The sequence below is a fragment of the Cellulosilyticum sp. I15G10I2 genome (assembly GCF_900095725.1).
Classification (GTDB): Bacteria; Bacillota; Clostridia; order Lachnospirales; family Cellulosilyticaceae; genus FMMP01.
Window position 1 is genome coordinate 184,208 of the sequence record NZ_FMMP01000007.1, and the last position, 13,108, is coordinate 197,315.

9 protein-coding genes are annotated in these 13,108 nt (G+C 34.6%); 1 reads left to right on the forward strand and 8 read right to left on the reverse strand.

Going from position 1 to position 13,108, the window contains the following annotated elements:
• Position 1: 1 nt before the first annotated feature.
• From BN3326_RS07680 to BN3326_RS21965, 4 genes are all read right to left on the reverse strand, one after another.
• The gene (locus BN3326_RS07680) at positions 2–946 is read right to left on the reverse strand and encodes an ABC transporter permease (RefSeq protein WP_242875965.1); all 945 of its coding nucleotides are present in this window, start codon (positions 944–946) and stop codon (positions 2–4) included.
• A gap of 116 nt (positions 947–1,062) precedes the next feature.
• Entirely contained in the window at positions 1,063–3,318 is a 2,256-nt protein-coding gene (locus BN3326_RS07685; RefSeq protein WP_069998606.1) for a helix-turn-helix transcriptional regulator, read from the reverse strand.
• A gap of 377 nt (positions 3,319–3,695) precedes the next feature.
• Positions 3,696–5,867: a HelD family protein gene (locus BN3326_RS07690; RefSeq protein ID WP_069998607.1), complete on the reverse strand. Its 2,172-nt coding sequence runs from the start codon at positions 5,865–5,867 to the stop codon at positions 3,696–3,698.
• Between the two features lie 175 nt (positions 5,868–6,042).
• Complete coding sequence (locus BN3326_RS21965; RefSeq protein WP_171903795.1) at positions 6,043–6,201, reverse strand: hypothetical protein; 159 nt, start codon at positions 6,199–6,201, stop codon at positions 6,043–6,045.
• 221 nt (positions 6,202–6,422) lie between these two features.
• Between BN3326_RS21965 and BN3326_RS21435 the strand changes: the two genes are divergently transcribed.
• On the forward strand, positions 6,423–7,202 hold the full coding sequence (locus tag BN3326_RS21435; protein ID WP_083258591.1) for a CAP domain-containing protein: 780 nt from the start codon (positions 6,423–6,425) through the stop codon (positions 7,200–7,202).
• A 77-nt stretch (positions 7,203–7,279) separates the two neighbouring features.
• Here the strand turns inward: BN3326_RS21435 and BN3326_RS07700 are convergent, their stop codons facing one another.
• From BN3326_RS07700 to BN3326_RS07715, 4 genes are all read right to left on the reverse strand, one after another.
• A complete protein-coding gene (locus tag BN3326_RS07700; protein WP_069998608.1) occupies positions 7,280–9,517 on the reverse strand; it encodes an MASE3 domain-containing protein in 2,238 nt (745 codons plus the stop codon).
• 54 nt (positions 9,518–9,571) lie between these two features.
• Entirely contained in the window at positions 9,572–10,777 is a 1,206-nt protein-coding gene (locus BN3326_RS07705) for an EAL and HDOD domain-containing protein (protein ID WP_069998609.1), read from the reverse strand.
• Positions 10,778–11,026: 249 nt separating this feature from the next.
• Complete coding sequence (gene lsrF / locus BN3326_RS07710; RefSeq protein WP_069998610.1) at positions 11,027–11,908, reverse strand: 3-hydroxy-5-phosphonooxypentane-2,4-dione thiolase; 882 nt, start codon at positions 11,906–11,908, stop codon at positions 11,027–11,029.
• 30 nt (positions 11,909–11,938) lie between these two features.
• Positions 11,939–13,084 (reverse strand): substrate-binding domain-containing protein, encoded by a 1,146-nt coding sequence (locus BN3326_RS07715; RefSeq protein ID WP_069998611.1) that lies wholly within the window; start codon positions 13,082–13,084, stop codon positions 11,939–11,941.
• Positions 13,085–13,108: the final 24 nt, after the last annotated feature.

Sequence of the window (13,108 nt, forward strand, 5' to 3'; positions counted from 1 at the left end):
CCTAAAATAAACTGTAATCTTTATTTATTTTCTTAACTATAAAGTTAAACAAACAAATCGTAACAAGGCCCATCATAGACTGATATAAGACAATTGCAGATGACATACTAAAGTTACCTAATTGTCTTAATGAACGATAAGCAAAAGTATCAATGACATCAGTTGTGCTATAGAGTGCTGGATTATCTCCAATAATTCCATAAAACATCCCAAAATCTCCGAAAAATATGCGTCCAATACCTAGCAATACTAATGTAATAACCGTTGGTGCAAGCATAGGAAGTGTAATTCCTGTAATCATCTGAAACCTAGTCGCTCCATCGACCTTTGCACTCTCATAAACCTCTTGTGGAATACCCGTGATCGCTGCAAGGTAAATAATTGAATTATATCCAGCAAACTTCCACACATAAACAATTGACATGATGGCTGGCCACTTACTTGCATCTTGGTACCATTCAACTTTATCCATTCCAAGTGAAACAAGTGTACGATTAATAATACCTGCATCAAAATTAAGCAAGGCAAAAACCATTAAACTAATAACCATCCATGAAATAAAATAAGGCAAAAAAATAACCGATTGTGCTAGTTTCTTGAAAACCTCTGATCGGATTTCATTTAAGAATACTGCAATGAGTATAGCTATAACAGTGGTCATAAATAAAAAAAGTGTATTCAATAAAAGTGTATTTCGGGTGACATTAATCCAATCATGCCCTGAGAAGAAAAACTTGAAATTATCAAGGCCTACCCACTCACTTCCCCATATCCCATCACTCAATCTGTACTTCTTAAAGGCAAGTACATGACCAAACATGGGCAAATAGGAAAAGAAAGCAAAAAACAAAAAACCCGGTATCCCTAGGGCATATAAATAAGGATTCTTTTTAATATCCATTTTTATGCCTGAAAAAAAACCTATAATACCTCGAAAATTTACCACTCTCTTCCCTCCTATCGCTGTTATTTACAAATTCGATTATAGGGTTCTATGAGCTTTAGTGTAAAGTTCTCGATTTAAATATAGGTTCTCACATGTAATAATAAGCTGTTTTCATTTTAAACATGAGTTCTTTTTGAAATTCTATAATCATTCGGAGTGGTCCCCGTATGCTTTTTAAAAACAGTAAAAAAGTGACTTTTTGTTTGAAAACCTGTACGTTCTGCTATCTCCATTACAGTCCAATCCGTTTGTTCCAGCAGTTTCTTAACAGAGTCAAGTCTTTGTTTTAATATGTAATCAGATATAGAACCGCCGCTATACTCTTTAAACCACTTACGAAGATAACCTGTTGAAAATGAAACTTGCTCTGCTATCTCATCAGTGGAAAGCATAGGATCTGAAAGGTGACTATTGATGTATTCTGTAATTTGGAGAAATGTTTCTTCACGTCGACCCTCGTTATGACGGTTGTTGTTTTTTGCACTAATTTCTATAATCAAATCATTAAGCCATTTTTCTATTTCAGTTAAAGAATTAAACTGTCCAATAAAACTTCCAATATCTCCAAACCCATTAACAATAGCTAAGGTATGAAATGTCTTCGAAATAGTATAGATGAGCCTAGTAATCTGAAAACGACATTCATTATAAGGCATGTTCTTCATCTGAATAAAAATCTTTTTGAGTAGTTTATTAGCTTGTTCTGTTCTCCCTAAACGGATAGTTTGAATAAGCTCAGTCATAATATCCTCGTCATATGATTCTTCATGTAGAATTTGATATGTTGCATATTCCTTTTGAACATAAACCTTATTCAGTCCTAAAACAAATTTAAGATTTGTAAGTTCTAGTGTATCTTCATAAATCTCACGCAGTGAATCTTCTATATTACATTCATTACTTAGTCCTATAACAACTTGGCAATTTAATAATTGTCCAATCACTTCACGCACTTCATCCAGCGTATCAATTAAATTTTGTATTATTTGATTATCGCTGCCTAATATTCCAATAATATGATTAACCCCTAAGTCTGTAGCAATAATATCATAGCCCTTTTTACGCAAAATTTCTTCTATTATATTTTGAACAGCAAATTTATAAAGCTTCTGTGTTTTAAAAATCGGCTCATCTTCTATTAAAGGATAATTCTCAATACGTATTACAGTGAAATAGATCTGAGCTTTATTTAATATTTCTGATTCTTCTTCTAAATATTTTTGCATATAGGAATTAATGTGCCCTGTCAAAATCCATTGCCGAAGATTTTCTGTCCTAATCACATCATGGTGCTCCCATACAAACTTATCCAGTTTATGAATGTCCGCAATTAACTTTTCAACTCCTTCGTTTAAAGTCTCTAACTCACTTTTATTTGTCGCTTTCACATCGCCTTTAACAACGAGCGATATCTTTTGGGCAAGATTTGAAAATGGAAGATAGGTACGCCTTGAACTTATAAACGTTACTATAATAAGAATAATTAAAAACAAAATTAAGACAGCAATAATCCATAGCTGAATATAGAGTACTTCCGTTTGCATTTCTTGTATACTTATCTGGCAAACAGTCCAATCGAATGCATCTATTCTAGAATAATTCAGTGATACGCTTTCGCTATTTAACTTAACTTGTACTGTTTCACTTTTCACTGGAATATGCTTATAAACAGCTTCTAAAATCAAAGGATTATTTTCCCCCAGCAAAACTTCATTATTTTGATCTAATATGACGATTCTAGTTCGTTCATCTTCAATAAAGCGTTTTTTAATGGTTTCAGCATCAATTATCAGAACGGTATATCCAAAAAAATTACTGGAAATAGTTCTTGATGGCGTAATAATAGCTAATTTTAACTCGCTGTTAATCTTTGAAATAAAAAAACCAGTTTTAACCCGCTCCTTATTTCGAAGATCTACTAAGATTTCTTGGTTATAAAATTCATTAAAATCATATATTCTTGAACTACTGTCCATTACAGTTTCTGTTGCCATATTGATTAAAAAGACTCTTTCAATGCTAGGTTCCAAAGATACATAGGATCTTAGCGCTTGCCATGTATGAAATGTATTCCTTAAATCATCTTGATTTTTTTTATACAGCCAATCATTTATGTTTCGATCATCATATATTTTATAGCCATACCTAGTGATAGTCTGAAGAAGTTCTTTTGTGTTCTCAGATTGCTTTTCAAGGATACTAATAGTGTTCTTACTAATGGTTGTTTTGGCATATGAAGAAAAGATACTCGATATGATTATAGAAAAAGGGATAAATACAATAATTAACATAAACATTGTGACTACAAATGCAAATTGGTAGGTTTTCTGTGGCATTAAACGTCTGAATATCTCTTGTAGCCTTGTTCTCATTATGTCACTCCTTCATGTTCTATTTTGAAACATTGGTTTCATAGCACATATTCACTTTATTTTAGCATAAATAAAATCAATATATAGTTCTAATTTGGCATATAAAGTATTGTGCTAAAATGAGAACTCTACATAAGATACTTTTACTCCTTGGGTCTTTGGCAGTTAACCAATGAAAAATGGCTACAACCATTAGAGAAAAAATCTTTAAAGATACGAAAAAAATAAAAGTCTGGATTGCCCTATTTATAAGGCTTACCAGACTTTTTTTCTCTTCTAACTGTTAACGGTGAGTTTATTAAATATCTGTGAGTGAAAAACTCATTCAGGCCTATTTTAGCCATTCATAAATTGAATAGATCCTATATCTACACGATTTAAAATGATAACAACGGACTAACATCTCCTGCGCTGAATAAATTGAGTCTGTGCAGTGCCCTTGTGCATGCAATGTATAAAAGTTTTTTATCGTCTTGACTGTTATACTGATCGCTATCCCCATCACATACTAAAACAGCATCAAACTCAAGTCCTTTGGACATATAGACAGGTATAATAAATACCCCTTGCAGTGTGGCTTTGCTCTCTTCTGTTATGAGCTGAATAGGGATTCTGTCTTTTAAACGCTCAAAAAGAGAACAGGCATTCTTTTCAGTTTTGCAGATAAGTCCGATTGAATGATAGCCCTTTTCTAAACATAGCTTAATTTCAGAAAGAATATTATCATCAAGTGCTGTTTGATTAGCAACCACATAGACTTGTGGTTCATCACCTTTTCGGCTGAAGTTTTTTATTTCTAAGCCTTGTTCAATAAACTTTGAGCCAAATTCTAAAATTTCATGGGTACATCGAAAGCTTTTATTCATTGTAATAAGAGATGACTTTTTCTTATTTAAGATACTCTTAATTTGTTCGTACAGAGATAAGTCTTCTTGTTTTTCAAGCGTTTGATTGATATCTCCCAAGATCGTATACTTGGCATTTGGAAACAATAAATTGAATATTTCATAATGTAGCGGGTAATAATCCTGAGCTTCATCAATAACAACTTGTTTGATGCTTTTATAGTCATTAGTTCCATTTAACTTCAATGTTAAAAAAGAGATAGCCACAGCATCGTCATAGTATAGCAAATCTGTAGATAGATTTTCCTGAGTGAAAGTTAAAATAGCGTCCATATTATCGGGAAGCTCTAAATCTTCAGCTAAACTATAAAAGTAAAATTTATCACTTACTAACTTTCTATAAAGCTGGTAGACGTTAATTTCAGTAAATTTCTGGATGTCCTTTTTTATCATCAATTCTTCTGATTTATTAAGCCGTTCGTTGTGTGACTCACGTATTAACTCTAAGATAAAATCCTCTAATTGCTTTAATTTAAAACCTAAAAGCGTATTGGCTCTTCCTGATAATATTTTATCTTTTAATATTTCTTTACTTATAATATGCTCCCCATCATAATAAACATCTTCAAACTCTATCCACCTGTGGGGTAAATCATCCACAAAACGCCTCACAACTTCTAAAAACTGATGTGAGGTTTTAAATTCTATGCTACTTTTTATAAGCTCTCGGTAGCCATGACTTGTAATTAAGTGTTCTAAAAATTGATTTCTAGTTTGTATATGCTCATTTTGCAGTATTTGGGCTAGTATTTCTTCAAACACCATAGAAACAACATTTTCTTCTCCAAGTTCCGGTAATACGTGAGAGATATACTGTTCAAATAAAGCATTCGGCGAGATAATGATTATATTATTAGCCGCTAGCCTAGAGGACAACCCTTGATACATAAGGTAGGCAGCTCTATGAAGGGCAATAGAAGTTTTTCCGCTTCCTGCTACGCCCTGCACCATCATTAACTCATTTTCCATATCTCTTATGACAATGTCTTGTTCTTTCTGTATTGTTTCTACGATGGTTTTCATCGTTGGAGAAGTATTTTGAGACAGCAATTTTCTTAAAAACTCATCTACAATTTGAACGTCTGCATCAAAAAAGTACTCCAATACGCCTTTTTTGATTTCATATTGGCGTTTTAGACTCATCTCACCTGCTATTTTTCCGTTAGGCGCTTCATAAAATGCTGGTCCCAATACAAAACGGTAAAAGGCACTTGCTATAGGTGATCTCCAGTCATAAACATATATGTCGTAGGAATCTTCATCCATTAGTGAAGAACGTCCGATATATATGTTCTCCGGTACATCTTCACCCTCAAATTTAAAATCGATGCGCGCAAAATAAGGAGACTGTGTAAGTTGCTCTAGAAGCGAAATTCTGCTTTCTGCAGCTTCAAAGTCTGCGATCTTATTTATAACCGGATTCACATATTGGCTTAATGCAGCAAGCGCTTCAAATCCTTCGCTGCTCCAGAGGCCTGATATAGTGTGTGACGTATTTTCACGCATCTCCTTTTTAGCAGCAATAATCTCTGCCTTATTTTCTTCATTCCACGCTCTTGCCTTATCAAGCTGGCTTTTCGCTAAAGATATAGTTTGCTCTAACCTTTGATTTTCAAATTCTAGTTCATACTGATTATTTTCCATTACGAAAATCACCCCTCCCGTTACTTCAATAAGTTTAGCACTGCCAAAATCAAAAAAACAGTCTTTTTATTGCAAATTCTCTATGCTATAATTAAACTGGGAAGGACGGTCTATGCCGTTCATTTTTATTTTTGCAAATTATGAAGTTAGAGATTATTTTAGCTATGCTCTTACTTTACAGATTATAAATATAGAAATATACTATGCTGCAAGGGTTTTTGATGCCTGCAGTATCTTTTTGTATGTCATTAAGAATACCGCCGCTCTGACTTAGCATAAACTTAAAAAGAAGACTTATAAAAGCGGGCTTCATCAAACTGCCTTTTATATTCATGCCGTCACCCCCTTTTTAATATAGGGGACTTCCAAGCTGTATGGACGCTTAGGAAGTCCTCTTTTTTTATGCACTCATTCCCGGGGTCAGGTTTTATATGGTAATTTTATTTTAGGTATTGCATTATATAGGGGAGTAGCGTATAATAACTTCGTAATAACTTTTAACATTTACGTAACAAATTAAATATTTACGTAACAATTACAAGGAGGATACTCACCATGAAAATAAATAAAAAATTATCTAAACTTAACTTATCATTACTTGCATCATTTGTTGTGCTCGTTGGCTCATCCAGTGTGTTTGCCAGTGCCACACCAAACTGTGCACCAACTACAAGGTTAAACGGTGCAAACTTTAGAACAGCTCAAACAAGTTGCAGTGTGCCAGGTCTTTGTAAAACACAGCGTGCATGTCAGACACAGGCTTCATGCAAAACATCAAATGCATGTAAAACCTCAGCTTCATGTAAAACTTCAGCAAACTGCAAGGTACAAGCTGCTGCTAAAGCACCAGCGGCTGTAAATACGCCTGCACCTGCACCAACTACAGTTAAGCCACCAACTCAAACACCACCAAAAGCTCCAGCAACACCTCAGACCCCCACAGCACCAACAAATTCCGTAGCTGCATATGAAAACAAAGTATTAGAGCTTGTTAATATTGAGCGTCAAAAGAGTGGTCTTAAGCCGCTTCAAATGGATGAAGCAGTTCGTAATGTAGCACGTAAGAAATCTGAAGATATGCAGGCTAAAAAGTACTTCTCTCATACAAGTCCAACTTATGGTTCACCATTTGATATGATGAAACAATTTGGTATCAGTTATAGAACCGCCGGCGAAAATATCGCCATGGGTCAAAGAACACCTGAGGAAGTTGTTAAAGCTTGGATGAATAGTCCAGGTCATAGAGCAAATATCTTAAAAGCTGAATTTACACATATCGGCGTAGGCTATGTTGCAAACGGCAGCTACTGGACACAAATGTTCATTGGAAAATAATGCGTCTAAAAAGCGGTTTCTCTTATGGAGAAACCGCTTTTTAGACGCATTATTTATTTTAAAATAGCCCTTTAGCATTAAATAATATCTTCTAATGCTTCATCTATACAAGGTATGATAATAGTAAATGTCGTTCCTTGTCCTAACTCACTTTCAACTTCTATTCTTCCTTTATGCTCCTTTATGATCTGATAACAAACGTTAAGCCCTAGACCTGTCCCTGTTTTCTTTGTTGTAAAAAATGGTGTTCCAATCTTTTCAAGTATTTTATTATCAATACCAACGCCATTGTCTGATATTTTGATAAACACTTCATCTAAATGATCATCTAGACCTGTGCTAATATGTAAGATCGGCTCCGGTACTTCTGCCATCGCATCTACGGCATTTTTACACATATTAAGGATTACCTGTCTAATTTGTGTTTCATCGCAAAGTATATATCTTTCATGATAATCCAGTTTTAAAAGTACCTGTACCTTATTCATGAGTGAGGAGGTTTCTATTGTACTCTGCATAGAAGCAACCAAGTCGTTAAATGCAACTTCTTCTAATTGAGCTTCCCTAGGTTTTGATAAATTTAAGAATACACTAATAATGTCATTAATCTCATTAGTCGCTGCATCGATTTTTCTTGTATATTGTCTTATTTTTCCATCGTCTATATACAGTTCTAAGAGCTGACAATTTCCTTTTATAGTCGCAAGAAAATTGCGGGTTTCATGGATAATAGTCGCCCCCATCTGCCCTACTAGTGCTAACTTCTCTTGATTGATAAGCCTTGACTGCGCTTCTCTCATTTTTGATATATCTGTCGCAACAATCACTCCTCCAATTTTCTCATTATAGCTATTGGTAATTAAGGATGTTGTTAGCTTAATCTGTTTTTTATTACCTTTAGTTGTCTCAACGTTGCAGTTAATACTATCATCTTGAAATTGTTTTATGTCGAATGCATCAATAAGTTCTTTATCACTAAAGTTTATAATATTCCCTAATTCATATATATTCATACTGATTATATCTTTATACGCCACCTCCACTAGATCAGCAAACGCATCATTACATGCAGCTATATTTCCGATATAATCTATTATTATTGTAGGTACTGCTATAGCATTTAATATCACTTGAGCTTGTAGATTTAAGTTCTTAATTTCCTGCTCTTGTTTTACATCATTTGCTAGTACAATTACACCGTCTTTAATCTTATGAGGTTTAATCAAAACCTTGATCTCCTTATTATCAGCATCTAAATATGTTCTAATAATATTTTTAGTGTCATCTTCATTTATATTTAGACTATCAAGTGAGGGACCTGTTTTTTTATTGCCAGATTTATTTAACATCATTGATAACTCTATGGTATTGAGTCCAACAACTTTTTCTTTTGGGTACTTAAATACTTCTTCAAATTTATCATTTACAAATTCTATTCTATTATCCTTATTATATGTATGTATAGAGATGGGAATGGCGTTAAGTATTTCTGACAACCGCTGATTACTATCCCTTAATTTATCATATGGATAATGAATTAAACTTTGAAAGACTGCCTTATAAAGATAAACATAGCTAAACACCTTTAATACATGCCCCCAGGCCACCCACAATGAATCTGAATTCTTAAAAAGCGTAAAACAGATCTCAGAAGGTATGATTAAAAGAATGCATATATAAAGGTATTCAAATCTTATAAGCGGTTCACTTTGTAAGTTGTTTTTCAATTTATATAATGCTAAAACAGCTATTATAATCACTAAATATTCTAATACAACCTTTATTTGAGTGATTCCATTCTCGTCATAAAAGCTAGGAATCCATCCTAGGTGTGCCTCAAAAACATAAAATAAACAGCCAGCAATAATTATTGTTTTAATCATATTGATATATTTGTTGCTATTTCTTACATAAGGGGCATAAGCAAATATGCATAAAGTTATGACTTGAATCAACTTGGCTGCTAAGCCGTATTTAATTGAACTATCTCCTCTAACAATGTCATTTAGAAGAAGATATTTATAGTAATATGTATGCATTATATCAAGTAGCGCAACTATCAAAAACCCAAACCCCAGTACAGTATTGATGCTGTTATCGTCTTCTTCTTTACTCCATATTATTAAGAAGGTCGCAACCCCAATAAAAATACTTAATAACTCGAGCATCATATGTACTATTTCAATATTTTTGCGCCATAATACCTCTAATACTAATAAAGAAATAACAAATGTAATGCTTAATATAGATAAAAATGTACTAATGATATTACTATAAATCCCTTTATTGATTTTCCTATGTTTTATATCTAGCATACTTATAAGTCCTCTCAGTAAACTACATCAATATTATTATATCAGCTCTTGCATTTAGTAGTCTAGTTCCATGACCCATTTTAATGCTTCGAGATATGCCCTCATAAAGCGCTCCCTCGTTATACCCAAGAAAGATTCTTCTCCTTCTGTCTCACTCCAATTAAACATTTCATAATCGATGACGCCATCAAGGATTTCTCTTAACTTATTGCGATCTCCTACCAATGCTTCTGCTACCTCAGTAGTTAGTGGTAGAGCCTTTACTATTTCCTCCATATCCTGATTTACAAGCACATCAACAGACGAAAATACGCCTGTCATGAAGAACTCTAAGTGTCTATGCTTCATATCTAGTTCAAAAGCTAAATACTCCATTAGTTTTCCTCTGACCAAGCTTGTTCTTATTAATTCTTTATTTTCTACCGTTTGTATTTCTTTAAGCATCATTAAATAGATCCATTTCATTATTTCTATTGTTCCCAAGCGAACCAGTGCTTGCTTTATAGAATAAACTTTATGCATTGAACCTAATAAGACTGAATTAGCTACCCGCAAAAGTTTATAAGAAAGACCTAAATCTCTTTCGATAATTTCAGTTATCTTTTGATAGTCTGGTTCATTTTGATTTAACTGCTTAATAATTCTTATGAGATTTATATTTAAACTTACTATTTCCTTCCCTTTTATAATAACGGGTTTACTAAAAAAATAACCTTGGAAATAATCATATCCCATCTTTCGGGCTATTTCATACTCAGCTCGTGTTTCTATTTTTTCAGCTAAAAACTTAACTTTATCTTTATACTTATTAATCAGTCGATGTTGTTCCAATTGATTTACAACAGAAAATTCCACTTTAATAATGTCTGCCATTTCAATAAGTGGTATATACTCCTCACTAAAAACAAAATCATCTAATGCTAACATATAGCCTTGACTCTTAAACTTTCTACATAAGTTAATAATTTTTTCTGTAATCTTTATGTTTTCTAAAATTTCTATAACAATTATTTCTTTAGGCAATAAACAAGGAATTTCCATTTCAAGGAGTTCCTCTGAGAAATTTATGAAAGCCCTTGTCCCACTAGTTAATTCATCAAAGTGCATTACAAAAAATGCATTATTAATTGTTTCAGCTGTTGCTTGACTACCATCTGCTCCCTCATAAAAGTTATTCATACTTCTGCGATAGAGCAGCTCATATCCATATACATTCATTCTACGATCAAATATTGGTTGGCGCGCTACATAAACATCCACTCTATCGCCTCCTAGCTTAGCTTTATATAAGATTTTTGGAGTCTCTTAACTCTATTTTAACCTATTTCTCTGCTGAAATCATGATAAATCAGAAATTGCTTAATATTATTTCTTTCTCTAAGAGGGTGCCTCGTAATTAGCCACTAGCTAACAATGAGACACCCTTTTGTTGTGATTCATCCTTTTTTAGCAAATACTCGATATTATCAATAACAAAATCTATTATAGCAATATTATGATCTAGCTAGACTACTCTTTTCTTGTATCTAAGAAAAATTCATAAGCTTCTTTATCCGTTGCCCTCTTATGAACAATCATTCTAACTGCCTGAACCATAGCAATCGGATCCGTACTTTGGAAAATATTACGCCCCATATCGACTCCAGCTGCGCCTTCTGAAATCGCCTGATAGCACATTGTCAGGGCTTCATTTTCTGGTAATTTCTTGCCCCCTGCAACCACAATAGGTACTGGACATGCACAAGTAATTTCTTCAAAATCCTCACAGTAATACGTCTTAACAATATGTGCACCGAGCTCTGGCAAAATACGTGTCGCCAGTTTGAAGAAACGGGATGTTCTTTCCATCTGTTTGCCTACTGCAACAACGCCCATTGTTGGTATACCATATTTTAGCCCTGCATCTACGGTTTTACATAGGTTATCTAAGCTTGTTTTTTCGCCATCAGCACCAATAAAGGTCTGAACAGCCATACAGCTTGCATTCATACGCACAGCATCTTCGATACCAACACCAATGATCTCATGACTGAGATCCTCATCCAGAATAGAAGATCCGCAGCTCACACGCAGGGCAACCGCTTTACCAGTACTTGCTGGTATGCAGGTACGAATACCGCCACGGGTTCCCATTAAAACATCTATATGTTCTGCCAGTTCAGGTATTACAATATCCAATCTCTCAAGCCCTGCGGTAGATCCCATAAAATAACCATGATCAAATGCCAGCATTACTGTATGACCGCTCTCAGGCTGAAAAATATTTGCTAGACGTGCTTTCATCCCCCAATCTACATCGGACATCCCCTTTACATAAAAGCCACCTTGCTTTGCAAATGGCTTATCTATATGATAATCCTTCGCTATTTTCATTCCATCCTTATCTGCCACTTTATTACCCTCCTTTAAACGCGTTAGGACTTAGAAATTATAGTTATCCATATTATTGATATCAAATACAGTTCTTTCTGGAAGTAATACAACGCCTGAATCCTCTGCTGTGTAAGCTTTTGGATCTAATACTGTATTAGGCATTACTTCTACTGTGCCAATATCCGGAATATCAATTTTATCGCCCACTTTAAATGTATTACCTGCGGCTAGCCAATACGCTAAATAACATCCCATAGCGCCTTGGATTTTACAGTCCCAAAGCCCCCATCTTTCAAGGATACCTGCACGGCAATAGTCTTTCATAGAGTTAGGTGCTGCAAAGCCTGTGATAACAACGTCCTTAGATGTAAGTCCAAGATTCTGTGCAGCCTGTGCCTGACCTGGAAGCGCTGTAGAGTCATTACAAATAATAGCTGTAATATCTGGATGTGCTGTTAAGATAGATTCTCCGACTGAAATAGCTTTTTCAGCATCTTGTTCGCTATAATAATTGTTTGGTGCAACATTGGTCCAGTTTGGATATTTTTCAGCAATATAGGCTTCACCAGCTACCTGCCATGAGTTTTGGTCGGCAACAGTTGCTTGTGAGTAATGCCAGCAATAAGTAATACCTTCAGCCATTGGATCCTCCATGCCTTCTGCTGCCATATCAACTAACATTTTGCCAAGTTGTTCTGGGGTTCCCTGAGATACCATAAGCGAGCGGGCATCATTTCCTACATCAGAGTCCCAAGTCACAACCGCAAGACCTGCTGCTTTTGCTTTTTTCATCGCTTCATCTAGACCTGTAGCATCTACCGAAGACACACAGACAGCGTCAGCGCCTTGAGAAATAGCATTATTGATAATAGCTACTTGATTTGCAACAGATGCTTCTGGATTGCCGTCATATTTAACTGAATACTTACCAACTTTTGCTGCGTATTCTTGCGCCCCTACATTGGCTGATTCAAAAAATGCATTACCTGATAATTTTGGAACAAAAGTAACCGTGATATCACTGCCTGAGGATTTTGCATTAGTATCTGCCGCTTTATCTGTACTTGCTTGTGTAGCAGGTTTAGCATTTGTTGTATCAGCCGCCCCCTCTGGGGCTCCTTTTGAACTACAGCCCGCTAACATAGTCACTGCCAATGCTGAACATAATAATGCACTAAAAAATTTCTTTTTCATATTCCTATCCCCCTTAAGATATTT